This is a genomic window from Caballeronia sp. AZ1_KS37, assembly GCF_023631165.1.
GTDB lineage: Bacteria > Pseudomonadota > Gammaproteobacteria > Burkholderiales > Burkholderiaceae > Caballeronia > Caballeronia zhejiangensis.
The window spans coordinates 93122-119792 of the sequence record NZ_JALQDP010000035.1; the positions used below are offsets into that span (position 1 = coordinate 93122).

The 26671-nt window shown below is 63.4% G+C and carries 23 protein-coding genes; 5 read left to right on the forward strand and 18 right to left on the reverse strand.

The features are described from left to right. Positions 1-19 precede the first annotated feature (19 nt). Entirely contained in the window at positions 20-1720 is a 1701-nt protein-coding gene (locus tag NCS00_RS23555; protein ID WP_250441124.1) for an outer membrane protein assembly factor BamB family protein, read from the reverse strand. A 128-nt stretch (positions 1721-1848) separates the two neighbouring features. Here NCS00_RS23555 and NCS00_RS33385 point away from each other — a divergent pair, with 128 nt between their 5' ends. Further along, positions 1849-1971, forward strand: coding sequence for a hypothetical protein (locus tag NCS00_RS33385; protein ID WP_268811544.1), 123 nt, complete (start codon positions 1849-1851; stop codon positions 1969-1971). 41 nt (positions 1972-2012) lie between these two features. Here the strand turns inward: NCS00_RS33385 and NCS00_RS23560 are convergent, their stop codons facing one another. The 3 genes from NCS00_RS23560 to NCS00_RS23570 form a co-directional block, all read right to left on the reverse strand. Continuing rightward, entirely contained in the window at positions 2013-4514 is a 2502-nt protein-coding gene (locus NCS00_RS23560; protein WP_250441125.1) for a glucose/quinate/shikimate family membrane-bound PQQ-dependent dehydrogenase, read from the reverse strand. A 158-nt stretch (positions 4515-4672) separates the two neighbouring features. Then, entirely contained in the window at positions 4673-4996 is a 324-nt protein-coding gene (locus tag NCS00_RS23565) for a hypothetical protein (RefSeq protein ID WP_175981977.1), read from the reverse strand. A gap of 52 nt (positions 4997-5048) precedes the next feature. Further along, complete coding sequence (locus NCS00_RS23570; RefSeq protein ID WP_034472230.1) at positions 5049-5297, reverse strand: hypothetical protein; 249 nt, start codon at positions 5295-5297, stop codon at positions 5049-5051. A 121-nt stretch (positions 5298-5418) separates the two neighbouring features. Here NCS00_RS23570 and NCS00_RS23575 point away from each other — a divergent pair, with 121 nt between their 5' ends. Continuing rightward, complete coding sequence (locus NCS00_RS23575) at positions 5419-5790, forward strand: hypothetical protein (protein WP_250441126.1); 372 nt, start codon at positions 5419-5421, stop codon at positions 5788-5790. Positions 5791-5794: 4 nt separating this feature from the next. On the opposite strand, the gene NCS00_RS23580 is transcribed toward NCS00_RS23575, so the two are convergent. Together NCS00_RS23580 and NCS00_RS23585 are read right to left on the reverse strand one after the other, a co-directional pair. Next, positions 5795-6994 (reverse strand): amino acid aminotransferase, encoded by a 1200-nt coding sequence (locus NCS00_RS23580; RefSeq protein WP_250437046.1) that lies wholly within the window; start codon positions 6992-6994, stop codon positions 5795-5797. A 49-nt stretch (positions 6995-7043) separates the two neighbouring features. After that, the gene (locus NCS00_RS23585; RefSeq protein WP_250441127.1) at positions 7044-8345 is read right to left on the reverse strand and encodes an amino acid permease; all 1302 of its coding nucleotides are present in this window, start codon (positions 8343-8345) and stop codon (positions 7044-7046) included. A gap of 418 nt (positions 8346-8763) precedes the next feature. Between NCS00_RS23585 and NCS00_RS23590 the strand changes: the two genes are divergently transcribed. Both NCS00_RS23590 and NCS00_RS23595 read left to right on the forward strand, forming a co-directional pair. Continuing rightward, positions 8764-9024 carry a hypothetical protein gene (locus NCS00_RS23590; RefSeq protein ID WP_008347402.1) on the forward strand — a complete coding sequence of 87 codons (261 nt, stop codon included), beginning with the start codon at positions 8764-8766 and terminating at the stop codon, positions 9022-9024. An 86-nt stretch (positions 9025-9110) separates the two neighbouring features. Beyond that, complete coding sequence (locus NCS00_RS23595) at positions 9111-9263, forward strand: hypothetical protein (RefSeq protein ID WP_162483411.1); 153 nt, start codon at positions 9111-9113, stop codon at positions 9261-9263. A gap of 50 nt (positions 9264-9313) precedes the next feature. Here the strand turns inward: NCS00_RS23595 and aroQ are convergent, their stop codons facing one another. The 3 genes from aroQ to NCS00_RS23610 all read right to left on the reverse strand — a co-directional run bounded on the left by aroQ (position 9314) and on the right by NCS00_RS23610 (position 12350). Then, the gene (gene aroQ / locus NCS00_RS23600; RefSeq protein ID WP_250441128.1) at positions 9314-9751 is read right to left on the reverse strand and encodes a type II 3-dehydroquinate dehydratase; all 438 of its coding nucleotides are present in this window, start codon (positions 9749-9751) and stop codon (positions 9314-9316) included. Positions 9752-9787: 36 nt separating this feature from the next. Continuing rightward, complete coding sequence (locus NCS00_RS23605) at positions 9788-10846, reverse strand: Gfo/Idh/MocA family protein (protein WP_350029729.1); 1059 nt, start codon at positions 10844-10846, stop codon at positions 9788-9790. A gap of 85 nt (positions 10847-10931) precedes the next feature. Beyond that, on the reverse strand, positions 10932-12350 hold the full coding sequence (locus tag NCS00_RS23610; RefSeq protein WP_008347399.1) for an MFS transporter: 1419 nt from the start codon (positions 12348-12350) through the stop codon (positions 10932-10934). A 390-nt stretch (positions 12351-12740) separates the two neighbouring features. Here NCS00_RS23610 and NCS00_RS23615 point away from each other — a divergent pair, with 390 nt between their 5' ends. After that, positions 12741-14309 carry a sensor domain-containing diguanylate cyclase gene (locus NCS00_RS23615; RefSeq protein ID WP_063828776.1) on the forward strand — a complete coding sequence of 523 codons (1569 nt, stop codon included), beginning with the start codon at positions 12741-12743 and terminating at the stop codon, positions 14307-14309. A gap of 6 nt (positions 14310-14315) precedes the next feature. On the opposite strand, the gene NCS00_RS23620 is transcribed toward NCS00_RS23615, so the two are convergent. The 9 genes from NCS00_RS23620 to NCS00_RS23660 all read right to left on the reverse strand — a co-directional run bounded on the left by NCS00_RS23620 (position 14316) and on the right by NCS00_RS23660 (position 26292). Then, positions 14316-16658, reverse strand: coding sequence for a bifunctional diguanylate cyclase/phosphodiesterase (locus NCS00_RS23620; protein WP_250441129.1), 2343 nt, complete (start codon positions 16656-16658; stop codon positions 14316-14318). Between the two features lie 13 nt (positions 16659-16671). Beyond that, positions 16672-17262 carry a methylamine utilization protein gene (locus NCS00_RS23625; protein WP_250441130.1) on the reverse strand — a complete coding sequence of 197 codons (591 nt, stop codon included), beginning with the start codon at positions 17260-17262 and terminating at the stop codon, positions 16672-16674. A 2-nt stretch (positions 17263-17264) separates the two neighbouring features. After that, on the reverse strand, positions 17265-17684 hold the full coding sequence (locus NCS00_RS23630) for a group I truncated hemoglobin (protein ID WP_250441131.1): 420 nt from the start codon (positions 17682-17684) through the stop codon (positions 17265-17267). A 2-nt stretch (positions 17685-17686) separates the two neighbouring features. Then, positions 17687-18589, reverse strand: a complete 903-nt coding sequence (locus tag NCS00_RS23635; protein WP_250441132.1) for a DUF3034 family protein — start codon at positions 18587-18589, stop codon at positions 17687-17689. Positions 18590-18804: 215 nt separating this feature from the next. Continuing rightward, positions 18805-22020 (reverse strand): hybrid sensor histidine kinase/response regulator, encoded by a 3216-nt coding sequence (locus NCS00_RS23640; RefSeq protein ID WP_250441133.1) that lies wholly within the window; start codon positions 22018-22020, stop codon positions 18805-18807. A gap of 50 nt (positions 22021-22070) precedes the next feature. After that, the gene (locus tag NCS00_RS23645; protein ID WP_008347384.1) at positions 22071-22709 is read right to left on the reverse strand and encodes a response regulator; all 639 of its coding nucleotides are present in this window, start codon (positions 22707-22709) and stop codon (positions 22071-22073) included. 168 nt (positions 22710-22877) lie between these two features. Then, positions 22878-23312, reverse strand: coding sequence for a hypothetical protein (locus NCS00_RS23650; RefSeq protein WP_250441134.1), 435 nt, complete (start codon positions 23310-23312; stop codon positions 22878-22880). Positions 23313-23704: 392 nt separating this feature from the next. Beyond that, positions 23705-24697, reverse strand: coding sequence for a glycosyltransferase family protein (locus NCS00_RS23655; RefSeq protein ID WP_250441135.1), 993 nt, complete (start codon positions 24695-24697; stop codon positions 23705-23707). Then, positions 24694-26292, reverse strand: a complete 1599-nt coding sequence (locus NCS00_RS23660; protein WP_284508168.1) for a two-partner secretion domain-containing protein — start codon at positions 26290-26292, stop codon at positions 24694-24696. The genes NCS00_RS23655 and NCS00_RS23660 overlap by 4 nt, the downstream gene beginning before the upstream one ends. Positions 26293-26671 lie beyond the last annotated feature (379 nt).

Sequence of the window (26671 nt, forward strand, 5' to 3'; positions counted from 1 at the left end):
CCGCGTTCGCGCGCCGATCCTATTTCGACAACAGCCCGAACACGGCGACGCCGTTCTTCGTGCCGACATACACCTTGCCGTTCGCGATCATCGGCGTGATGAACTTGTTGCCCGCACCGAACTGGTCGCGCGTGCCGGCGTCGTTGCTGCTGTAGAGCTGGCGCGCGAGATTGGCCGCGTCGTAGGCGCGCAGCGCGCCTGTCGCGCCGTTCTCCGCCGCCCACAGAATGCCGTTCGCCGTGCCGTTCGCGGAAATGCTCGGCGTCGCGCCGGGGAAGCCGAACGCATTCGACGTCTGACTCGTCGACGTCGCCGAAAGCAACGCGTTGCTGACCGCGAACGCCCGAATGCTGTCGCCGACCGCGCCGAAATAGACCGTGTTGTTGAAATACGCGGGCGCGCCGAACATCGCCCCACGAATCTGGCCGACGAGTTCCTGATAGATGTGGTCCGCGTTCGAATCGAACTTGCCCATCGAGAAGCGGTTCACGACGTAGATCGTCGAGTTCTTGCCCGCGCCGATCGCCAGATGCCGGACCGTGCCGCCCGCATCGGTGAAGTCCGGCAGCACCATCGCGCCGCCGGAACCGAGATCTTCGTCCTCGTTCGACTCCTGCACCGTGTTCGACGGCTCGAAATAGTCCTGCACCCTGAGCGGCGACGTTTCCAGCCGCAAAAAACCGTTGCCGAAGTTGCCGTTGATCGGCATCTCCTGCGCGTTTTGGGTCGGATCGAAGGTGCCGTTGGCGTCGAGGAAAAAGATCGCCTGGCCGTCCGATGCAAGGCCCGCGCCGCTCATCCAGATCGAGCCCATCTGGCCGTTCGGCGTGAGGTTCAGCACGCTCGCCTGTTGCAGGGTCGCGGCGTCGTAGCCCATGACCCAGCCGGTGTACGGCATGAAGTCGCAATGCGAAGTCCACGCCGTGTAGACGACGCCGTTCAGCAGCAGCAACGCCGCGCGCTCGGCGTACTGGCCGGGATCGAACGTCAGCGTGCCGTTCTGGCTGCCCGCGCCGTTGCCCGGATACGTCGCCCGGATTTCGGTGGGGCCGTTGAAGAGCTCGGCGCCCGTCGCGACATCGAGCGCGTGAATGCGCTGGTGATACGCGCCCGACGCATCCTTCGACATGCCGACGACATACATCGCGCCGTTCGGGCCGCGCGTCCGGTCGATGACCGGCGTCGCCGTGACACCGATGGTCGGCGTGATCTGATGACAGTTGTGGTCGTCGCTCGGCGACTCGCCGCTGCCGAGCGTCGAGACTTTCCACAGCACCGCGCCGCTGTCGGCGTCGAAAGCGTAGACGCTGGCGTTTTCTGTCGCGACGTAGAGCACGTTGCGCGTACCGCCCGCGATCGGTACGCCCGCCAGAAAGAGCGGCTGCGCGTCGACGGCGCCATCGACGGAAAAGAGCGCGAGCTTGCCGAAAGTACGCTGATTGACGTTCGCCGGCGTGAGGACGGTTTCCGCGAGTTGCTGTCCGGTGCGCGCGATGTCGTTGTGCCAGGTGACGACATCTTTCGACACCGCAGCCAGAGGCGCCGATGCCCCCGCCGGGCTCGATGCCCCCGACGGGCTCGATGCCGCCGGCGGCGCGCCGCCGCTCGCCGCAGACGAAGTGGCGCTATCGCCGGAACCGCCACTGCACGCGACGACGATCGCCGCGATGAGCACAACGGCGCCGATCGCCGCGATACGAGCCGGAAAGTGCGTCTTCATGTGGATGCTCCTTCAGAGCGTTTCGCCTTTGCGTACGGTCAATTCCCCGAAAGATATTTGTTGCAATGCGTCATAATGTGCTAACCTAGGGTTATTACCTAGTTAGTTACCCCAGTACGGAGTTCATCATGGGAATCATCGCTGCCACGCCGATCGCCCTCGTTTCCTTCATCGTCGCCGCCGTCCGCAATGCGCTGAGCGCGCGCGCGAAGGTCAGCGCGCTCATGGCCGAGGCTTATCGCCGGACGTAACGTGCAGGCGCGGGAGAAAATTCCCGCGCTTTTTTTCGCATTCACTGCAACGTATAGGCAATTACATAATCGCCCGCCTTCGTGCCGAGCGAGCCATGACCGCCCGCCGTCACGAGCACATATTGCTTGCCGCTTGCATCGGCGTAGCTCATCGGCGTGGCCTGACCGCCCGCCGGCAGACGCGCCTCCCACAGCTTCTTGCCGTCGCGCACGTCGTAGGCGCGCACGTATTGATCGAGCGTGCCCGTCAGGAACGCCACGCCGCCCGCCGTCACGATCGTCCCGCCGAGGCTCGGCACGCCGAGCGGCATCGGAATCGGCAGCGGCGCGCTGTCGACGATGGTGCCGTTCTTGTGCATCCACGCAATCTTCTGCGTGCGCAGATCGACGCCCGCGATGTAGCCCCACGGCGGCGCCTGGCACGGAATCCCGAGCGGTGAAAGAAACGCGCTGATCTCAAAGCCGAACGGCGTACCGCGCGCGAGCTTGATGCCGCTCGTTTCGCTGCCTTTCTTCTCGCCGTTGTCCTCGGGAATCTTGTCACGCGGAATCAGCTTCGACGTGAACGCCATGTAGTCCGGATTCGCGATCAGAATCTGCCGCACCGGATCGACGGAAATCCCGCCCCAGTCGAATACGCCGAAGTTACCCGGAAACACGAGCGATCCCTGCTCCGACGGCGGCGTGTACGGCCCGTCGTAGCGCAGGCTCCTGAACTTGATGCGGCACCAAAGCTGATCGAACGGCGTCGTGCCCCACATGTCCGCCTCCGTCACGCGCGGCGGGTTGAAGTTGAGCGCGGAAACGGCCTGCGTCGGCGCGGTGTGATCGCCTTTCGCCGCGCCGCCCGGCACGGCGACTTCGCTGATCGGCACGATCGGCTGGCCGGTTTCGCGATTCAGCACGTAGATGCTGCCCTGCTTCGTCGATGCGATCAGCGCCGGCTGCGTGCCCTGCGCCGTCTGCAGATCGACGAGCGTCGGCTGCCCGCCCACATCCATATCCCACAGATCGTGATGCGTGAACTGATAGTTCCAGCGCAGCTTGCCCGTCGCGGCATCGAGCGCGACGACGCCCGCGCCGAACTTCTCGGCCTGTGGCGTGCGCTCGCCGCCCCACTGATCGGGCGTCTGGTTGCCCATCGGCAGAAAAATCATGCCGCGCTTTTCGTCGACGCTGAACATCGACCACATGTTCGGCGAATTGCGCACATAAGTGCCGCCCGCCGCGATCGGTTCGGTGGCGTCCGGATTGCCTGGATCCCAGTTCCAGACGAGATGGCCGTCATTGACGTCGAACGCGCGGATCACGCCCGACGGCTCGTTGTTCGATTCGTTGTCGGTCACATGACCGCCGACGATCACGAGATTGCGGAACACCGCCGGCGGCGAGGTCGAGTAATAGCCGCCCGGCGTGAACGGCCCGATATTCGCGCGCAAATCGATTGCACCGTTCTTTCCGAAGCTCGCGCACGGCTTGCCGGTGTCCGCGTCGAGCGCGATCAGGCGGGCGTCGGCGGTCGGAAGGAACAGGCGATGCGGACATTCGGCCTGCGCCGTGGTTTGCGCGGGCGTCTGCACGGGCGCGGAGGCTTCCGTGGGGGCGGATGCGTCGGCAGGCGCGGAGGCCGCATCGGCTTCGGCGGGCGCGCTGGCTTCGGGCGCGGCGGCAGCGGGCATCGGATGCATCGACGCATCGTAATAAGCGACGCCCCGGCAAGTCATGTGCTCCCAATGCTTGAACCCGATCGGACTCTGAATCCGCGGATCGAAACGCCACTTTTCCTTGCCGCTCGCGGCATCGAGCGCGATCGCCTTGCTATGCGGCGTGCACAGGAAAATCGTGTCGCCGACCTTGAGCGGCGTGTTCTCGTCGGTGGTTTCGGTCGGATCGTCGGGGCCGGGCATGTCGCCGGTGCGATACGTCCACGCCACCTTTAGCCGATGCGCGTTATCCGGCGTGATCCGGGCGAGCGGCGCGTAACGCTGCGCGAGCGGCGAGCCGCCATAGTCGACCCAGTCGCCCGCCGCGCGGCCGGTCGCGGCGTTGGCATCGGGCTGATTGGCGTCGGCGGCGACGTTCACGTCGATGCGCCCCGGCCGGTCGTGCGGATGATTGAACCAGGTGCCGACGCCGAGCAGCAGCGTGAGGATGATCGCGGCGGCGAGCGGCGTGCGCGCGGCGCGCGATGTCGAAGGCGGCCCGAACAACGCGCCGCGATGCACGAACGGAATCAGCAGCCAGATCGCGAGCAGCAGCCAGATCCACAGGCGCGGCATCAGTTGCCAGAAATCGAAACGCACTTCGACGACGGCCCAGATCGTCGAGGCGAACAGGAACAGCGCGAAAAGCAGCAATGCGGAGCGCCGCCGGATCAACAACAAGAGCCCGGTCAGCACGATGGCCGCACCCGCGATCACGTAGTACCACGATCCTTTGAGCGCAACGAGATACGCTCCGCCCGCCGCCAGCAACACGCCGATGACGATAAACACAATGGCCGTAAAGAACGTGAGCGGACTGAGTCTGCCGTTGCCAGCCATGCTGAATCCTCCGTGACGATGAAAGGCGGAACACGGCCGTCGCGCGGTCGTGGTTCGGACGCTGTCGCGTGGAGGAACGGAGCAATCGCTGTGCCGTTCGGCGGGGAACGGGCGCGTGCGAGGCGTGCTTACGGATGACTTGCCGAATGAAGCTTAGATCACAGCGCCCGCGGCCAGAGCCCGCCGTGCGCGCTCGCGGGCATGACGCCTGCGACGAACGCGGCCTTCAGATCGGCGCGTTCGGAGAAACGCGGCGCATCGAACCACGCGAGGAAATCGTCGCGCCAGACGCCCCAGGCGTTTTCGTCGAAATCGAAGTCTTCGTCGAGGCGGCCGTTGTCGCGCAAATAGGCGCCGACCACTTGCGTGCCGTTCCAGTACGCGACGGCGACATCGCTGAGATCGGCCGTCACGCCGCGCGGCAGATCGCGCAGCATCATCGCGACGTGCGCCTTGAACGATTTGAATTCGGTCGGTCTCATCGCCTGCTCCGCTTCAAAAAAGTGCGTGAAAAAACTGCGTGCGCGTGCCCGTTCATTTGAACACGCCCTTGTTCAAGTCTTTTTCGAACGCGGCAGTCCATTGCGTGCCGTGTCCGATGCGATATTCGCGTTCCTTCAACGTGGAACGTCGCGTAATGGTGACGACGCCCTGCAACGGATAAACATCGTCCACGACATCGGACGCGCCGCCTTCGTGCACCAGAAAATCGCTCTCGTCGAGCCGATGGCGCGCGAGAATCGCGAGGAAATCCGCTCTTTCGTCCGGCGCGATCACAGTCATGTCGCCCTCCATGATCGAATGCTGCTTCCATTCAAAGTAGCACACGCGCGGAGGAACGTCGGCGCGTATCTTGCGAGGAGCGCGGGACGGCGCACGCGCTTTTTCCGGGAGTCGATAGCCGATGAATCGCAAAACGATGTTTCTATGCGCAGCGGCGCTGGCCGTCTGCACGCACGCACGCGCCGACGACGCCGTCTGCGGCACGCTCGAAAGCGCCACGAACGGGCAGGACGGCATGATCGCGCTGCGCGAAGGGGAAAGCGTGAATTTCTGGCGGGGCGGCGCCGTGCGGCACGGCGCGCTGCATGTGTACAAGGACGGCGAGGTGTATCGCGTGTACTGGCAGCCCGAAGGAAGCGGCGATGTCTACGTGCTCGCGAACGAAGGCACGAGTGCCGTGCGGCTCATTCTGACGCCGCCGCGCGGCACGAAAGTCGATACGGGACCGGGCAGCCTTCCGCCGCAGAAAGTGCTGTCCTGTCCCGCGATGTAGCGATTTACTTCGCCGCCAGCACCTTGCCGATGGCATCGGCGACGATCTGCACGTTGCTGTCGTTCAGGCCCGCGACGCACATGCGGCCCGAGCGCAGGATGTACACGCCGAATTCCTCCTTGAGCCGGTCGGCCTGATCCGCGACCAGACCCGTGTACGTGAACATGCCGCGCTGCTTGATATACCGCGTGAGCATCTCGCCGCGAACGTGGTCCTTCAGTCCGTCGTGGATCGCCTGACGCATGCGCGCGATGCGCTGGCACATCGACGCGAGTTCCTTTTCCCACGACTGTTTAAGTTCGGGCGTGTTCAGCACATGCGTGACGATCTTCGCGCCGTGCGTCGGCGGATTGCTGTAGTTCGCGCGTACCGCGCTCGTCAGCTGGCCGAGCACGCGATCGGCTTCGGCGGCATCGTCGCAAATGACGTGCAGGCCGCCGCAGCGCTCGCCGTACAGCGAGAAATTCTTCGAGAACGAATTGGCGATGAACGCCGGCACGCCACGGCGCGCGAGTTCGCGCACGGCGAACGCGTCGTCGTCGAGACCGGAACCGAAGCCCTGATACGCCATATCGACGAACGGCAGCAGATCGCGCTTTTGCAGCACGTCGATGATCTTCACCCATTGCGCCTGATCGAGATCGACGCCCGTCGGGTTATGACAGCACGCGTGCAGCAGCACGACGCTCTTCGCGGGCAGCTTGTCGATGGCGTCGAGCATCGCATCGAAGCGCAGTCCGCCGGTGGCTTCGTCGTAATACGGATACGTGTTCACTTCGAAACCCGCGCGCTCGAAGATGAAACGATGGTTCTCCCACGTCGGATCGCTCACCCACACTTGCGACTTCGGAAAGTAGCGCTTGATGAAATCCGCGCCGACCTTCAGCGCGCCCGATCCGCCGAGCGTCTGCACGCTCGCGATGCGGCCATCGGCGCGCGCCGGGCTGTCGTTGCCGAACACGAGCGCCTGCACGGCGTCGCGATAATGCGCGAAACCGGCCATCGGCAAATACGGTTTCGGGCCGAGGTCTTTCAGGATCGACAGTTCCGCCTCGCGCACGGCCTGCATCACGGGCAAACGGCCTTCGTCGTCAAAGTAAATGCCGATGCTCAGGTTGACCTTATTGGTGCGCGGATCTTTCTGGAAGTTTTCGTTCAGCGACAGGATCGGGTCGCCGGGGTAAGCATCGATATGTTCGAACATGGTGACTTATAGGACGAGAGAGGACGAGAGATCAGCAAGCGCGGCCGCGTCAGTCTCCGCGCGCGGCCCGAGTTTTGAGATAGTAGCCGATTCCGAGAACGGCCAGCCAGACCGGAATCAGGTACACGGACAGGCGCAGATCCGGAATCTCGTACATCACCCAGACGATGCCCGCGAGAAACGCGAGCACGACGTAGTTCGTGAACGGATGCAGAAAGCTCGGAAACGAGGTCGCTTCGGCGTTCGCGCGCTTCTGCCGGCGGAACATGAGATGGATGATGCTGATCATCGCCCAGTTGATGACGAGCGCCGACACCGCGAGTCCCATCAAGAGGCCGAACGCGCGCCCCGGAATCACATAGTTGATGACGACGCACGCCGCCGTCACCAGCGCCGACACCGCCAGCGCCGCGAGCGGAATGCCGCGTCCGCTCACGTTGAGCAGCGCGCGCGGCGCGTTGCCTTGCTGCGCGAGGCCGTACAGCATGCGGCTGTTCGCATAGACGCCGCTGTTGTACACGGAGAGCGCGGCCGTCAGCACGATCACGTTGAGCACGTTCGCGACGACCGTGCTGTTCATCTCGCGGAAAATCAGCACGAACGGACTGCCGCCGGTCGCGACCTTGTCCCACGGATAAAGCGACAGCAGCACGCCGAGCGCGCCGACATAAAAAATCAGGATGCGATAGATGACCTGATTGGTCGCGCGCGGAATGCTGCGCGACGGGTCTTCCGCTTCCGCCGCCGTAATGCCGACGAGCTCCAGCCCGCCGAACGAGAACATGATGACGGCCATCGACATGACGAGCCCGTGCACGCCGTTCGGAAAGAAGCCGCCGAGCCGCCAAAGATTCGCGACGCTCGCTTCCGGCCCCGCCTTGCCCGACGCGAGCAGCCAGCCGCCGAACAGGATCATGCCGACGATCGCCGCCACTTTGACGATCGCGAACCAGAACTCCGTCTCGCCGTAGGACTTCACGCTCGTCAGATTGATCGCGTTGACGATCACGAAGCACGCGAGCGCCGATATCCACATCGGCAATCCCGGCCACCAGTACTGCATGTAGATGCCCACGGCCGACAGCTCCGCCATGCTCACCAGAATGTAAATGGCCCAGTAGTTCCAGCCGGAGATGAAACCGGCGGCGTGGCCCCAGTATTTATCGGCGAAATGGCTGAAGGAACCGGCGACCGGCTCGTCGACGATCATCTCGCCGAGCTGACGCATGATGAAGAACGCCATCAGCCCGGCGATCGCGTAGCCGAGCAGCACGGATGGCCCGGCGAGCTTGATCGTCTGCGCGACGCCGAGAAAAAGCCCGGTGCCGATCGCGCCGCCGAGCGCGATCAACTGGATGTGGCGACTCTTGAGTCCGCGCTTGGAGTGTGTGCGGCGAGGGTGTTTCGTTCGTCGTGGGTGAAGCCATGTCGATGTCTGTTGCACTGCAAAAATTACTGCGTTCATGGATCGAACGATCGCGCGTATCGTTTGATCCGACCTTTTAGTCTGCTTTTTGGTAAGAAACTGTTGTTTTTTCGTGCGGATGACCCCACAAGCCGCTGCAAAAAAGGCCGATTATCAGCGGACGGATCTGCGATTTTACCGCCCGGCGGCCGCAAAGCCTTGATGGGCGGGCGTATAGCAGCCGTGCTCCGAATCGCGGAAACGGACATCAAACGAATTGAGGCCGGAATCAGGGCTTGTTCGGAGGATTACTCGAGGCGTCGCGGCGTGAGAATCGCATCATCCACTCACGACGGGGGTCGCCATGTATCAGACGATGGAAGGAAACGCCAGGCCGCATCGAACGGCGCAGCGTTTTGGCGAAGGATCGCAGGACAGCGCGGCGACACAAGCGGAATTGCTGAGCGCGCTGCAGTCGGTGTCGGACAACATCATGCGTCTCGCCGGGAAGCTGCACGGCGATCCGAACGCCACCGACGACGATGCAGAGACCATTACCGAGCAGCATGCGTTCGCGCAAGAGCTGATCGGACGTTTGCTGGCGCTGCCCGCGTCGCAAACGTAACGGACCAACAGGGCCAACAGAAGGCGGGCAGCGGTGACGGCAAAGCCGCCCGCGCTCGGAGCATCGGGGAGAAGGATATGAGCTACTTGACGATCATCGCGGTGGTCTGGGCTGTTTGCGCGGTGGGTGCGGTGTTGTTCATCCGCGGCGCGGCGCAACGCAATCACGAACCGCTGCGCAAGCAGAGCGAACGCGAGCCGGTCGCGCCCGCGTCGAAGGATTTCAGTCGCCCGGCCTGACCCGATGACACGGCGAAGCGCCCACACGCTTCGCCGTGAAGGCATCGGCCTTATCTGATCGCGGCGACTGCTGCGCGCAAGCCCAGCAAGTAGCTATCGACGCCGAAACCGGAAATTTGCCCTCGCGCGATTTCCGCGAACACCGATTTGTGGCGGAACTCCTCCCGCGCGTGCACGTGCGACATGTGCACTTCGATGATCGGCGCCTTCAGGATCGCGAGCGCATCGCGGATCGCGTAGCTGTAGTGCGTCCACGCACCCGCGTTGATGACGATCGCATCGACGTTTTCTTCGAACGCGCGATGAATGCGCGAGCACATCTCACCTTCGATATTCGTCTGGTAGCACTCCACCTCGACGCCGAGTTCCTTGCCGAGCGCGGCCATCTGCTCGTCGATTTGCGCGAGCGTCGCCGTGCCGTACTGCTTCGGGTCGCGCTTGCCGAACATGTTGAGGTTGACGCCGTGCAGCGTCAGGATCTTTGCCATGTGATTTCCTTGAACTGGAAGGGGAATTGAAAAGATTCAGGCGGTCTCGACGATCCTGCCGCTCGTGGCGGCAAGAACGATGGCCTCGGTGATCCGCAGATTCTGCAGTCCGTCGCGCGCGCTGACAATAGGTTCGGCTTCCCCGCGCGCCACGCGCCCGAAATGTTCCATCTGATGCGCGAGCGGATCGTCGCGCTGCATCGCCACGACGTCTTCGTCGAACGGCTTCCACCATGATCGATCTTCGGCCTTCGCGTAGGACTTGAGACGCATCGTCGGCACGGAAAGCGAGCCGAACGTGCCCGCGATCACGTAGCAGTCTTCGTCGGGATACGTGGAATACGCCTTGTTCTCCTGCGACGTCTGCTCCCAGCTTCGCGGGCACGCGGCGGTGTCGGACAGCATGAACGTGCCGAGCGCGCCGCTCGCGAAACGCAGATTGATCGCGACCGTATCTTCGACGGGAAAGCCGCGCGTCGCGTGCGATGCGAACGCCTGCACCGCGACGATATCGCCGCACAGCATCCGCAAGTTGTGCACCTCGTGGATCATGTTGAGCAGGATCGGCCCGCCGCCCGGCTCGCGTCGCCACGGCGCGCTGGCGTAATACTCGTCGGGCTTGAAGAACACCGCGCTGCCCATCACCGCGACGAGCTTGCCGAGCCGCCCTTCGTCGATGACCTGCTTCGCGCGCGCCATGATCGGGCTGTGCGCGCGATGATGGCCGATCAGCACTTTCGCGCCGGAACGCTCCACTTCAGCGACGAGCATCCGCGCTTCCTCGACCGTCGGCGCGATCGGCTTCTCCAGCAGGATCGGCACGCCCGCCGCGATGCACACGCGCGCATGTTCGACGTGCAATTGATTCGGCGTCGCGAGCACGATGCCGTCCGGGCGATCCTTCGCGAGCAGTTCGTCGAGCGTTTTGTAGAGCGGCACGCCCGCCTTCTGCGCGATGTCGACGGCGGCGGGCGCCGGATCGACGATGGCCGAGAGCGTGCACGTCGTGCTCGCCTGCGCGACGCCCATGTGCGCCTGACCGATATAGCCCGCGCCCGCCACCGCGATACGCGTCTTGCCTGAGTCTGTATTCACTTCGATTTCACCGTGTTGAAAAAGCGCGAGTTCACCCCGGCGGCGCTGTCGCGCGCCGCCTGAGCAAGGAAAGAGGACATGAGCTTCAGGAAGTGCGCGCGTTCGCGACCGATTCCGCGCGCAGGCGGTCGTACTCGGACTTCTCGACCGGCCGCGCGTCCGGCTCGCCGAGCTGGTTGAGCGGAATCCGGTACGTCTCCCGCGCGCTCCACGCGGCGATCGCCGAGATGATCGTGACGGCGAGCGTGATCGAACCGATCATGACCGGAATGTTCGTCGATCCGGGCGGCGCGACGCTCGCGAACAGCGCGGGCAACAGCGCCGTGATGGTCGTGCCGATGTTCTGCGAGATCGCCATCGCGGAGACGCGCGTGCGCGTCGGGAAGAGTTCGGGATAGAAGCTCGGGAAGATCGCGTTGTAGCCCTGATAGACGATGCCCCACATCAAGAGCGACGCGACGATCGCCATGCCGACGTTGTGAATGCTGATCGCGTAGAGATACAGATACGACAGCAGCCCCGAGGCGATCGCCCCGACGATGATCGGCGGCCTGCGCCCGATCTTGTCGGAGAGATTGCCGACGATCGGAATCACGATGACGGCGAGAATATTGCCGACGACCGGAATCCACAGATACACGCTCTTGTGAAAGCCGATGCCGTACGCCGCCTGCACCGCATACGCCGCGCCGAAGATCGTCGCGACCACGGGAATCACGTTCATCAGCGCCATGCAGACGACGCGGATCATGTCGGGCAGGTTGTACTTGAAGGCGTCGACGATTGGCGAGCGCGGCACCGCGCCCTTCTCGCCTTCCTTCTCGAACGCGGGCGTCTCGTGCACTTCGCGCCGGATGATGTAGCCGGCAACCAGCACGAACGCCGAAAGCAGGAACGGAATGCGCCAGCCCCATGAATTGAACGCGTCCTCGGGCATGTAGTACGCGAGCGGCAGGAACACGGCGGCGGCGAGAATCTGTCCGGCCTGCACGCCTTGCAGCGTGAAGCTCGCGAAGAAACCGCGGCGTCCGAATGGCGCGTGTTCGAGAATCATCGAGCTCGCGCCGGAGATTTCGCCCGCGACCGCGAAGCCCTGGACGAGCCGCAGGATCACGAGCAGCGTCGGCGCGAGCATGCCGACGCTGTGATACGTCGGCAAAAGTCCGACGGCCATCGTCGAGAAGCCCATCAGGAACATGCACAGCACGAGCACGGTCTTGCGGCCGTGCGTATCGCCCCAATGACCGAGCACGAATGCGCCGATCGGACGCGCCACGTAACCGACGCCGTAGGTCGCGAGCGACGCGACGATCGCCACTTTCGGATTGCCCGAAGGAAAGAAGAGTTGCGGAAAGATCAGCGCGGCGGCTTGCGCGTAGATGAAGAAGTCGTAGTACTCGAGCGCGGAGCCGATCCAGCCGCTCGCGGTCGCCTTCTTCGTCTGCTTGTGGTGCTCGGCGTGCGACCCGCCTTTTGCACCGGGTGAGAGAGAGTTCGTGTCCATGACGTCTCCTTTTATGAATCGCCCGACGGTTTCTGTGGCCATCTTTCCGCGAAACTGCTTCTTTCATCCTCACCGACGACGCCTTCGCGGCATGGCGCGCAGGACATCAAACATGATCGTCTCTGAAACGAAAGCTTTCGATGAGGCAAAACCCGGCGTCAGGCCAAGTTGAAAGACTTGAGCCCTAAATTACTATGTCCGCGCGAAAACATAATCCGGCTCGAAGGAAAGTCAGAATGCACTCTCAGCGAATAATCGACGCTCACCACGCCTGAGCCGCCGCTAAGTCCTGCCTAAAGAACACGCAGACGCCGCCGTATACACGATTACCGGCGGTGATCGCATCACCGCCGCCTTCGTATTCATCCTCTCGCCGGCCCGGTCTTGCGTATGTCAGGCAATCCGTCCTTGATCGATTCGATTCTGGCCACGCCGGCGACCGCGGACGGACGGATCACGCCTGCCGTTCGCGCATCGCTGCTGTCGACGCTTGTCGAAGACATCCGCCCGCTGCTGCTGTCCGGCATCTCCGGCGCGTTCGTCGCGATGATCGCGCTCGGACGCCAGCCGTCCCTCTGGACGATGCTCTGGCTCGCCGCCGACGCGCTTCTGCTCGCCACCCGCCTTTCGATCGTCGGCCGATATCGCGCGTTGAGGCGCACGGACGCGCCGCAGCCCGGCCGGTGGGCCGCGCGCTATGCGCCGTTCGGGCTGCTGGCCTGTCTCGTGACGGGCCTCGGCGCGATGGGCTGCGTGATCTCGGGCGACGCCGTGCTCGCGTCGCTCGCGATCATGGTGACGGCCGGCCTGCTCGGCGGCGTCGCGTCGCGCAACGCGGGCACGCCGCATCTGGCGATCGCGCAGGTGTGCCTCGGCGCGCTGCCGATCGGCGTCGGCGGGCTGTTCGGGCCGTCCGGCTACTGGATTCTCGTGCCGCCGCTCGTCCTCTATATCGCCGCGATGTGCGCGGTCGTGCAGCGGCACTATCGCGGCCTCGTCGCGCTGATGACCGCCAAGGAAAGCCACGCCGAAATCGCCACGCGCTTCGACGCGGCGCTCGCGCACATGCCGCACGGCCTCTGCACCGTGGATGCGTCGGGCAGGGTGGTGATCGCGAATCGCAAGGCGGCGGAGCTGTTCGGCGCGACCATCGACATGCTGCGGCTGAACGTGTCGCTGCCGGAGTTCATCGGCTATGCCGCGCTCGCGAAATTCGGCGAGACGCCGCGCGCGCAGCTTGCCGAGCGATGCGCGCAATGGCTCGAAAGCGGCCATCCGACGCTCGACCTGCCCTTGCGCGACGGACGGCATCTCGAACTGAGCCGCAATCCGGTGCCCGACGGCAGCGCGGTCATCATCATCGAGGACGTGACGGAGCGCCGCAAAGCCGAAGCGAAAATCCTGCAATGGGCGCATCACGATTCGCTGACGGGCCTGCCGAACCGGCGCTATCTCGGCGACCAGGCCGGGCGTCTGATGGCGGGCGGCGCGGGCCGCGAGAAAGTGACGGTGATGTACGTCGATCTCGACGGCTTCAAGCACGTCAACGACACGCACGGCCACAATGCCGGCGACGAACTGCTGAAGCTCGTCGCCGACCGCCTGCGCAACGCGATGCGCCGCGGCGAGCTGGTCGCGCGTCTGGGCGGCGACGAGTTCGCGATCGTCGCCACGTATATCGCGCACGCGGCCAACGTGGTTTTCGCGCGCAAGATCATCGGCGAGCTGTCGGCGCCGTACACGCTCGAATCCGGGCAGACGGTGCGCGTGGGCGTGAGCGTCGGCATCGCGCTGGCGCGTCCGGCGGAGTCGTTCGAAAGCGCATTGAAGCGCGCCGATGCCGCGCTGTACGAAGCGAAATCGGAGGAACGCGGCACCTATCGCTTCGCCGATCGCGACGGCGACTCCATCGCGAGCGACGAACAAGCCGTCGCGAACGACCGCGGCCGCGCCTGGTAAGCGAGCCTACGCCTCTTCCGGCCCGGCGATCAGCGCTTGCTCGTTCGACTCGCGCCACGCGTCGAGCCACGCTTCGAGCTTCGCGGGGGGCAGCGGCCGGCTCAGGTGATAGCCCTGCGCCAGATCGCAGCGCAGCGCCTTCAGCCGCTCCAGCATCTCTTCGGTTTCGACGCCTTCCGCGACGACCTTCAGTCCCATGTTGTGCCCGAGATCGATTGTCGAGCGCACGATGGTTTCATCGTCCTTGTGCTGGAACATGCCCATCACGAACGATTTGTCGATCTTCAGCTCATCGACGGGCATGCGCTTCAGATACGACAGCGACGAATACCCAGTGCCGAAATCGTCGATGGACAGGCGAATGCCGAGCGCGTGCAGCCGGTCGAGCGTCTCGATCGCGTGATTCGGGTCGTCCATGATCGCGCTCTCGGTGATCTCGATCCAGATCGAATCCGGCGCGACGCCGTGCTTGTCGAGCAGTCCCTGGAAGATTTCGGGCAGCGTCGACTGGATCAGCTCGCGCGCCGACACGTTCACCGACACGGCCAGCTCGATGCCCTGCCTGCGCCACGCGGCGCATTGCGCGATGGCCTTGTCGGCGACCCAGCGCGAAATCGTCTTGATGTAGCCGGTCTGCTCCGCGAACGGGATGAACTGGTCGGGCGAGACGAAGCCGCGCGTCGGATGATCCCAGCGCACGAGCGCCTCGACATATTTCACGCGATGCGTCGCGAGATCGACCTTCGGCTGATAGTAGAGCGTCAATTGATCGTGCTCGACGGCCTGCCGCAGCTCGCTCATCAGCGAAAGACGCTCGGCGTTGTTCTGGTCGTGACGTTCGTCGTAGAGCGCGTAGCCGAGATTCGAGCGCTTCGCCACGTACATCGCGATATCGGCGCGGCGCAGCAGCACGTTCATGTCCGTGCCGTTCTGCGGAAACGTGACGATGCCGATGCTCGCGCCCACATCGACGAGTTGCCCTTCGATCGTGATCGGCTCTTCGAGCGCGTTCAGCATGCGCGTGGCGAGAAGACGCGCGGACGCCAGATCGTCGGTCGGCAGAAGGACGGCGAATTCGTCGCCGCCCAGACGCGCGACCGTATCGGTCTTGCGATGCAGCGCCGCGCGCAGGCGCTTCGCCACTTCGCACAGCAGCATGTCGCCGATCGGATGCCCGAGCGTGTCGTTCACGTACTTGAAGCGGTCGAGGTCCATCATCATCACCGCGAGCGGGCGCTTGCTCCGCGTCGCCGCGCCGATCGCCTGCTGCAGGCGGTCGTTGAAGAGCGCGCGATTCGGCAGGCCGGTGAGCCGATCCATGTACGCGAGCTCGGTGATGCGTTTCTCGCGCTCCGAAATGCCGTCGCGCATCTGATTGAACGCGCGCGCCAGCTCGCCGATCTCGTCGTTCTGGCGAATCTCGATGGGCGCGGCGTAATCGCCCTGCCCGATGCGCTTCGAAAACTGCGTGAGCGCCGCGATCGGCCGCGTGACCGAGCGCGCCATCAGCACGCTGCCGACGATCGACACGAGCACGCCGAGCAGCGTAATGAGCAGCAGCGTCGTCTGCAGGCGCTTGAAGGGCGCGAGCGCCTCGTTGAGCGAGCGTTCGAGCAGCACGGCGACCGTGCGCCCTTCGGAGTGCAGCCGCATGACGCGCGTCGCGTAGCCGTTCGCGGCGAGTTGCGCCTGATCCGTCAGCGCGTCGCGTGCGTCGTGGGGGAGCGAGCTTGCGAGCACGCCCCATTTACCGTCGTCGCCGACGGTGAGAAACGACACATCGAGCGACGTGAGCGAGCTCAGATCGCGTGCGAGCGCATCGTCGACCGCGAAGCCCATCACCACCCACGCGATCGCGATGGGCGCTTTCACCGGCACCGCGACGAGCTGATACGCGCGCGGCCCGATCATGCCGAACGACGACGCATCGCCCTTCGTCGCGACGGTCCTGATGAGCTTCGGGAACGGAAACGCCATGCCTTCGCGCCCGACGCCGCCGCTATCGGCGATCAGCTTGCCGTCGAGATCGACGAGCATCACGACGTCCGCATGAACGCGGTCGCCGTGATTGCGCAGCGCGGACGCGACCGTCTTGCTGTCGTGCGTCGCGACCGCTTCGCGAAAGCCGAAGTCGAGCGCGACCACGCTCGCCGCCTGCGTCAACTGTTCGCTATTGCCGCGCAAAATCTGCGCGAATACGCGCTCGGCCACCGACAGTTGCTCTTCGGCGTTGCGATGCGCGTTCTTCAGAATCACCGAGTTGATGACGAGAAACGCCGCCGCCTGCGCGACGAGCATCAGCACGACGAAGACGAGCGCGATTCGCGCGCGCAGGCTGTGAAAGAGCATCGTGACGGGCGTCCTATTCGGCGGGGCGCAGTTGCAGCGCGAATTTCGCCGCGCCGTCCGCGTTGACCTTCTGCGTCGGCTGCGCGTTCGGATCGCTCTGGCGGAAATGCCACGCGATCACCTTGTACGCATCGGCGGGCAGATTGTCGATGGTCGCGGCGCCGTGCGCGTCGGTCTTCGCGAACCACGGCGTATCGACGATCAGCAGATACGCGACCATCGAATCGTGGATGTTGCAGCCCATCACGACGAGGCCGGGCTTGTCGAACACGACCGGATTCGCGGGAATGCCGTGATACAGATTCAGCTCGAAGCGCTTGGGCGGCGAGAACGAATAGACGTCGTGCTCGATGTTGTCCTTGTTCGGGAACGCCACCGACGCGCCCGTCTGCACGACGGAGACCATCGGCACGAAGCGCCGCTTGATCTGATCGATGACCGCGCTGGCGGGCTTCGTCGCGGGCGGCTTGCCGTTGACGGGCAGCGCATAGACGATGGCGTCGGGCACGGGCGCGCCAGCCTGATCGACCACTTGCACGCGCACGCTCCCGGCGTGGGCAATCGTCGCGCCGAACGCCAGCAACGTGATGAGAAATTTGAGCATGTTCATTCGCGGTCTTGCACGTCGCGGTACATCGGCGCGAGCTTCGCCAGGAGTTTGTTTTGCGCGTGGAACGGCACGCCGTTCTTGTCCATCGCGGCCTGCAAGTCTTCGACGAGCGCGTTGAACGCGGCCCGGTCGATGTTCTGTCCTTCGTGCGTGCGGCGCATCGGGCGGCCGGTGTAGACGCACGGGCCGTCGAGCAGCACGCAGAACTGCTCGACGAGCTTCTGCTTGATGCGCTTGACGGGCGCGTTGTCGAAATACGGCGCGGTGCGCGGATCGGCGAGCACGTTGTCGTACATGTCGTCGACGATCTTCGTCAGCCCTGCTCGCTCGCCGAACTGTTCGTAGAGCGCGTCGTCGGCGTGCGCGTTCGCGCAGGCGAGCGTGAGAGCCAGCATTGCGGCGTGGCGGATTTTCATCGTCAGAACCCCGCCTGCATCGAAACGTAGAGGCCGCGCTGATTCTTCACCGTCGCGATGTCGCCGAGCGCGACATACGCCGCCGTCAGCGAGACGTGCTTGTTCGGCGCCCACGCGACGAACGCGTCGTACGCGTCCTGCTCGCGCGCGAACGAGAGATTGTTCGGCTTCATCCGATATTCCCCGCCGATCGCGACGTTCTTCGTCAGCAGATACGCCACCGACGACTCGAATTCCGGGTGATACGCGTTCGACTTGTCGCCGCCGAACCCCAACAGGCCGAACTGGTTCGCCTTCGTCAAGCGCAGCGTGCCGTTCAAGAGGAGGCTTTGCGCGAGCAGCAGCTTCGTCGCGGACAGATAGAAATCGGTGCCGGAATTGCTCGCCGCGCCGACCGCCTTCACGATATCGCCCTGTTCGTTGTGCTTGAACTGCAGCCCCGCGGCGATTTGCGGTATCCACGTGTCCTGATCGAGCACCGCGTCGCCGAGCAGCCGCACCTTCACGCCGAAGATGTTCTGATTGAACTTGAAGTTCTCGCCGAGGCCGAGTTTCGCGCCGACATCGCGCGTATCGAAACTTTGACGCGCGAGCGACAGCTCGACGCGATTCGCGACGCCGACGGTCAGGCCCCACGTGCCGAGCGCGTAATCCTGCGTGCGGATGTAGGTGCCGTGCGCGTTCGCGCCGAGTTGGCGCGCGGTGCCGTATCCGCCGATGACGGCCCACGGCGTGAGGCCGCCGCCCGCCGCGCCTTCGACTTCCGAGACGCCGCCCGTCAGCAGCAGCTTGCCGCCGGTGAGCGGCACGGCGGGCGGATCGTCGGCGAAAGCGGACGACGAGAACGAAACGAGCGACGCCACGGCCAGACTGGCGAGGCGCATCTTTGAGTAAATCTGACGCATGCGGGAGACATCGAGCGGTTGTCGGGGTTGCCGTCGCCGCCTCGGGGTGCCGCGCGACGCGTCGCGGCGAGCCAGGCGCTCTGGGAAGGTCACTCGCCAGGTAGGCGGCGCCTTTTCATATGCGTGTAAACGGCCGCTGACGGTCGAACTTGACGGCCGTTCGTCAGTTTTTGCGGGCCGAATGTTTGCAATCCGGGATGGGTCAGCGCGTCGGCCTAACCGTGGATCGTGTCGCGATGCAGGTCGCGCAGTTCGAGAAGGTCCGAGCGAATCAGCGAGACGTATGTCTCGACGTCCTCGACCCAGTTGCCCGCCTCTCTAAGCGTCGCGCGCAATTCCTCGCACTGATCGAAAAGCATGGACGGGCCGAGCACCGACAGCCCGCCCGCAAGCTTGTGCGCCCAGCGGCGCAGCGCCGGCGCGTCGCGCTGCGAGCAGATCGCGTCGAGCGCGGCGATGTCTTCGCCGATCTGCTGGACGAAGGCGGCGACATACGGCGCCGGCACCGTCGGCAATCGTGGCGGCGACGCATCATCGGCCGATGCGTTTCCTTCATCGACGGCTAACGTGCGCAACACGTCAGCGAGCACGGAGAGCGCAACCGGCTTTGTCAGATAGTCGGTGAAACCGGCGTCGCGACCACGTTGAACATCGGTCGCGCTCGCACTCGCGCTCACCGCATAGACACGCATCGACGGATCGAGGGCACGCGCGGCCGCCAGGAGTTGCGCGCCGTTCATCTTCGGCATGTCCATGTCGGTCAGCACGAGGTCCACGCGGTTCTTGCGCAGCAGATCGAGCGCTTCCTCGCCGTCGGCTGCTTCGATCACGGATGCGCCGAGCGTCAGCAACTGGTCGCGCAACAAACCTCGGTTGAGGCGATTGTCCTCGGCGATCAGCACTGTCGCGCCGGGATTCGCCGAAGCGGGTTGCAGAGGCGCCGACCGAATGGGCGACGCGGAGATCGCGTGATGCCTCCCGTCTCTGACAATCTGCACCGCTTCCCGGAACTCCTTGGCCGCGAAGATGCTGACGGCTATTTCGCCGTTCTCTCTCGCCACCGGCACGAGCGGGCCGTCCTGCGTCACGCGGATGACGCGCGCGCGATCTGTCCATCGCGCATCGATCTCGTCATCCGAGATTTCGTCGGTCGCGATGAGATAGTCGCAACCCTCCACGTTCGCCGCCGCGCCCTCGTTCGTGATGTACGTGATCGAACTGCGCTCTGCATCGAAGAGTGCGTCGAACCACTCGCGATGCTCGTTCGCCCGATACAGGATGGCGGGCCGGCCGACGAGCAAGGCATCGGCTTCGTCCGGCGACGACTCAGCCACTTGCAACGGCAGCGTGACGGTGATGCGCGTGCCGACGCCCTCCGTGCTTTCAAGCGCGATGCGCCCTTTCATCAGCCGGCACAGATGCTCGCAGATCGAGAGCCCGAGCCCGGTGCCGCGCGCTTGAGTCAGCCGGTGCGCGTCGCCCTGGACAAACGGCTGAAAGAGCATCTGACGCTGCGCTTCCGGAATGCCAATGCCCGAATCGGCCACACTCAGTGCGAGCGCGCCGTCGACCCAGCGCGCACGCACGACGACCTTGCCCGAATACGTGAACTTGAGCGCGTTGCCAAGGAGGTTGTTGAGTATCTGCGCGACGCGAATCGGATCGAGCCATAAGCGTGACGGGCACTCGCGGTCGATCACGGCGAACAAACGCAAGCCCTGGCGATTCGCGATGGGCGAATGACCGACCATCACGCGTATGACGATGTCGCGTATCGACGCCGGCTCTTCGCTGAGACGCATTTCCCCGACGTCCATCTTCGAGAAATCGAGAACATCGTTGACGACCTGCAGCAGCGCGCCCGCCGACGCCTGCATCGCACCGACGCGGGCTTCCTGTTCCGCCGCCAGCGGGCCCCTGGCGACGAGTTCGAGATTGCCGACGAGCGACGACAGCGGCGTTCTGATCTCGTGGCTCATCGAAGCGAAGAAATTCAGCTTGGCCTTGGCGGCGGCGTCGCTGGTTTCCTTCGCTTCGCGCAGCAGGCGTTCGGCTTCGTGATGCTCCGTGATGTCGGCAATGGCGCAGAACAGCACATCGGTCTTGTTGACGACCGCCGACGTGTAGGAAATCTTCAGGTGACGCGACGACTGGTCCGCTTTCTCCAGCGTGCATTCGAATTGCCAGATCACGGCGGCGTCGCCTTTTGCGGGCAAGGTCATGCCGTGTTGATGGAAGGCCACACATAGCGCGGCGGGCAGATGCATCGCGCTGGCATCGAGGTCGAGCAGGTTACGCGCGACCTGATTCGCGGCAATGGCGCTGAAATCGCTACGCAGCGCAATGCACAAACCGACCGGCGTCACCTGCACCTGCAGATGATTTAGAATCTCGCCTTCCACCGCGCGGCAAGCCTGCTCATAGGTACGCGTCAGGAAGCGGTAGTTCCAGTATCGGTATAACGCCACGAGCATAGTTGAGAGCGCCGCTTCCACCAGAACGATAACCGACACTTCCGTACGCTTGACAGCGAGATTGGTCGCCGTCGGCAAGGAAACGACGATGTGGCCGACGCCGAGCGCAAGCGGTTCCATTCGCGCGCCCCATCCGTGTCCCATGATCCAGTGGGATACGCCAGGCGGCCCCTTCTCGAGATGTTTGTCGACGAATCGCGCGTCTCCCGATGCATCGCCCGCCAGCACCGTGCCATCGTCGCTAAAGATCGTTATTTCCGAATTGAGGGCGGCGGGCCGGACCAATTTCAGCACACGCTCGACATCGACCTTCGTGAAGACAAACGCAACGGGTCGATCGTTCTTCTCGACCACCATGAACATAACGATCGTCGAACTCTCGAAACCCAGCAGGGCCGGTGCACGGAACCATAGAACGCTATGTTCTCGTGCGACGCTTACGGGATCGAGGCCGCGAGAACTCATGGTGGCCTTGGCGGTATCGACGAGTGAGCGCAATCGTTCGGTGCCGGGTCCCTCATCGGCGTCGCGCTTGGTGAAAAATTCAAAACCATACGACGCGCTTCCGTCGAACCGTGCGAATTGCAGGGAGAACGGCAAGCTCCCGTCGGGAATAGCACGCAGTGCCGCGCTGCAAATCCGGCTCATCGATGCGTCTTCGCTGTCCGAAGGTAAGGGCGCGCACGGCAGCGCGGCCCGAGGACCGTTGGGCGATGGATGGTAGTCCTGCGGGGTGACTTCGAGGAGTAGCTCGCCCGTCTTCAGCATGTTGTAACGACTGAAGATACCGATATTCACGCCGCGCATGACGGACTGGACGTCGGCAAGCTCGGTCCTGAGCGTACTATTGACCAGAAAAACGATGGCCGCGAAAGCGGCACACATCGAAGAGAAAATCAGCAAGCCGATGGCGACCGCGAAAATGCGTCGCTCGCGTTTGAGATTGTCCTCGAGCATTCGCAGCATCTGCAGAGGAGAATCTCGCGATGCGGCGAAAACATGCTCCATCAGGCAAGTCCTGCTCTGGCCGCGTATTTGACGAGATCGACGTGGTTCTCCACATGCAGCTTGCGCATGGCCGATCGCTTCTGCGTGGCGACGGTCGGCACGGATCGGTTCAGCGTGCGCGCGATTTCAGTCACCGAAAGGCCCTGTGCGAAGAGGCGCACCACTTCCAGTTCGCGGGGCGAAAGCGGCTGCTCGCGCGCGAGGTCCTGCAGGGTCGATCCATCGCGCGCCAGACGGTGTTGAATCTTAGGCGAAATGATCGTCTCTTTCGTGCTCAATGCACGAAGCGTGACCTGGCTGAGCTCGCTGGCGGGCTCCTCCTTGCTCATGATCGCAGCGACGCCCAGCTTGCACAATTCGTGGTAGATGCCACCGCTCGTCATCATGGTCAGCACAATGACGGGTATGTTAGGAAAGGACCGCTTGAGCTTGCTGATCAGCCGCAAGCCGTCTATGTCCGTCTCGTCTTCTCCCTGCATCACGAGATCGGTGATGATAAGGTCGACGGGCTCCTTTTCGAGTACGCGAAGCAACTCGGCGCCGGAATGAGCCATGGCGGCGATCGTAAAACCCGGAATTTTCGAGAATTGGTCGGCTACAGCCAACAGCACGATCGGATGATCGTCCGCCAAAACCATCCGAATCTTGTCCCCTCGTGCGTTCATATAACAACCGTTTTTTGAGTTGCCGCTCTTCGAGTCAAAACCCGAAACGTACGGCTCATTTATTGATGTAAAAGCAACTCACGAATGTCGGGCGGGCCTGAGCTATCCCGCAAAGGAAGCCTATCGGATTTTAGGACGTGCTCAATCCGGGAGAAACATCGGCGGTGTCAGAAGTGCGTTTCGCCCGGCGAAACGAATCTTCCCGGCGACACCGGCTTCACGTCCCGCACGCACTTTGTCTGTAGCGCGGACGTTTGTGCATCCTGACCCGCGCTGCTCATGCTCATTGCTTCCACGAAGCGAACTCGCGAGCTGGTCGAGCGGAATCGATGTCACCGGTGGCCTGGCCTCACGTTCGTACTTACGGCTTTCGGATAGCAGCATGCAAGCAAAGATGATCATCGAAAGGCTGAATACCAAAGCAATCGGCACGATCAAATTCCAACTCGATACCCCTAGCGCTGCCAGAAGCAGGAACGACAAGCCGAAATAAACCGACGTGAGAATCGACGACGCGCGCCCGGCCATTGCGCAGTAATGCCGAAATTTTCGGCTCAGAAATTCGAGAATTGACATGGCGATATTCAGTGCAAAGGGCACGACGGTCGACCCCGGCTCATACAGGATCCGAAGGAAGACAGTGCTTACTCAGGCCAGCACGCAGGCAGAGCGAGTGCCCATCGCTCGTGACTTGCGCCCTGCCACAACGATGGTCGAATTTAGCCGACGGGCTCTCCGCTCGATATAGAAAAATATCGAAAGCCCGATATGGTCAAAATATCCGCACGATTCATCCGGGAATGGTCTTGCTTCGATCTGCGAACTTATGTAGGGAGATCGTTTTTTTCGTCATCTCCGAAGACGAAAACACCGAAGCGCGAGAGGGTCTATCGCGGAGTCTTCGGTGATTGGGCACAGCATGCAAGACATCCCGCAGACTCGCGTCTTGAGGATGTCTTATGAATTTCTCAGACGCACGTGGTATCGTCCCTTAGCATCTTCAGATGCCCGGCGATGCGCGCGACCACTTCCGACCAGTCGCAACCGTGACGCTTGCGGAAGAGACGCATCGTCGGATACCAGGGACTGTCCTCGCGGGTGTAGTGCCAGCGCCAGTCGCCGTAGAACGGCAGCATCATCCACACGCGCTTGCCCATCGCACCGGCGACGTGCGCCACCGACGTATCCACCGTGAGCACGACGTCGAGTGACTCGATGGCTTTCGCCGTCTCCGCCATCGTCGTGATATGCGCGCCTACATCGTGGAAGTTCGCGTGCTTCTGCGCGTAGTCGGCGGCTTCGTCGGCTCCGGCGCCCTTCTGCAGGCTGAAGAACTCGATGTCCGGAATCCTGAGCAGATCGTCGAGCACGGCAAGCGAGGGCAAGGAGCGCGCGCGATCGTTCTCATGCGTGGGATTGCCCTTGAACACCAATCCCACTTTCAGCTTGTTCGGCGCGACGATCGGCAGCTTAGAAGGCACAGCGGACGGCGCACGAAGATACGGCACTGCTTTTGGCAACGCTTCGAGATCGAGCGTCAAATGAGCCGGGATCGCGTGCGGATACACCCAGTAATCGATGTCCGGAAGATTCGCGGCCGATTCGGTGCTCACGACTTCGTCCGCCTCGCCCGACGCCTCGTAAAGCTCGACGAGCGGCGGCTGACACATGACGATGACGCGTTTTGCCCCGCACTGCTCGCGGAAGAATCTCGCGAAACGCAGGAAGAAGATTTCGTCACCGAGGCCGAACTCGCTCCAGATCGCAATCGCTTTCCCCTCAAGCGACTGGCCGCTCCACTCCGTTACATGACGCGGCGGCTCGACGGTCGTGCGGCGCTTCCAGCCGAAGCGTGCCATCAATTCCTCGCGCATGCGAAAGCCCTTCTGCAGCCGTCCGCGTGCGATCTCGTGCAGCACGTGATAAAGGCGCGGGTGATGTTCCCCAGGCAGGCGCTTCACGCATTTCTCCCACATCGAGTCGACTTCTTCCAATGCGTCCCAGCGCAGCAGTTCCAGCAACACGTATCGATAAAGGTCGAAGTGATACGGATATCCGCCCCCGCCTGCTGCACGATGTTGCCCGTGGCCGTGCCCGAGCTCGCCGTCGTGATCGTCACGTTCGTGCCGCCGCTCAGCACGTTGCTGATCGACTGGTTGTTCACCGTCGCCGCGTTGCCGCTCGGCGTGAAGCCGCTCATGCCGCCCGTGTAGTTCGCATCCGGGTTCGTGCTGATGGTCACGTCCGTCGGATCGATCAGCCACTCGCCGCCCTTGCCGTTCGGCGCCGCCGCGCTCAGGTTGCCCTGCACGCTCAGGCTATGGCCCGACGTCTCGATGAAACCGCCATCGCCATGCGCCGCGTCCGCCTTGATCGTCGCGCCGCTATCGACTTGCGTGAAGTCCGCGAACTGCACGCCGTCTTGCAACATGCCTTGTGCTTGCGTGCCCGAGAGCTTGCTCAGGCTGTCACCACCGATGATGACCTTGCCGCCCGACTTGTCGCCGCTCGCGTCGATGCTCGCGTTGCCGAACACGCCCACGCGGTTGCCCGAGAGCACCACCGTGCCGCCCTGACCGCCCGCGCTCATGTTCGATGCATCGATCTTGCCCGACACCGTCACGTCGCCCGTGTTGCCCGCATCGGCCACCACCGTGCCCGCCTTCACCACGCCAGACATGTTCACCACGCTGTTCAAGAGCGTGTTGCTGCCGCGCGCGGTCAGCAGGACCGAACCGTTGTCCGCCTTGATCGTGCCGCTGTTCTCGACGAGCGCGTTGGCCGTCGCGTTGTTCAGCGTCAACTGGATGCCCTGGCCGTTGGCGAGCGCAACCGTCGCGCTGTCGCCCGCGGCGAGCGCGACCTGACCGTTCTTGCCCGCATCGATGGAACCGGTGTTGCGCACCTGATCGCCCATCAGCGTGACATAGCCTTGCGCGTTGATCGTGCCGTCGTTGACCACGCTCGCGTTCTTGCCCGTGCCCGACAGCTTCAGCGGACCGCCCGACATGAACTGGTTCGCGTCGATCGACTTGGTCGTCGCCAGCAGCGAACCGACGTTCACCACCGCGCCCTTGCCGAACAGCACGCCGTTGGCGTTCTGGATCAGCACCTGACCGTTGGCCAAGAGCGAACCTTGAATGTTGGAAGCGCCCGCGCCCGTCACGCGGTTCAGCGCCTGCGCTTGTGCGTTCGGCTGATTGAACTGGACCGTGTTGCCCTGGCCGACGTTGAACGAGTTCCAGTCGATCACGGCACGTTGCGTGCCCTGATTGATGGTCATCGTGTTGGAATTCTGCGAGATCGAAGCCTGACCTGCGGTGACTTGACCGCCGGTCGGCAGTGCCTGCGCGAAGCTCGTCGCAGGGGTCGATGCGAACATCGCGAGCGCGAAAGCCGTCATCGTTGCGATGACGCCCATTTTCGCGCTTTGAGGAGAAGAGGAGGAAGCGTTGCCTTCGCCGGGCGCCTTGCCCTGGCTTGTTACGTCTTCCGCAACGGCGACCAGCATGCCATGACGCTTACTGAAAACACGACGAAACCGATTCTTGTTCATCCGAAAATAAACCTAGTAAATGAGATTTAGCCGTCCCGGATATCGAGTACGGCGCAACGTGTGACAGGAATTCGCTCAGCTCGACGCACGCGCGGTCGCGCACCTTTTTCACACTCAGGAACCGGTGCCAGAAAGCAGACCAACTCCACGGATCGAATGCTATTGATCGACGCCGCGTCGCCATATAGAAGAAATTCGAATGCCCTCACGGCTGCCCGAGCGGGTACCGTGGATCAAAGGCCCGGCGGGCCAAGCGTCGATGGAATTCAGAATGTTCCCCAATCGACAAAGCGTGAACTTCGAGACAGCCGGCAGTTAGCGGCGCGCGCACCTCGATGCGCGCCATCCAGCCCGGTACACCGATAAGGGATCGTGGGAG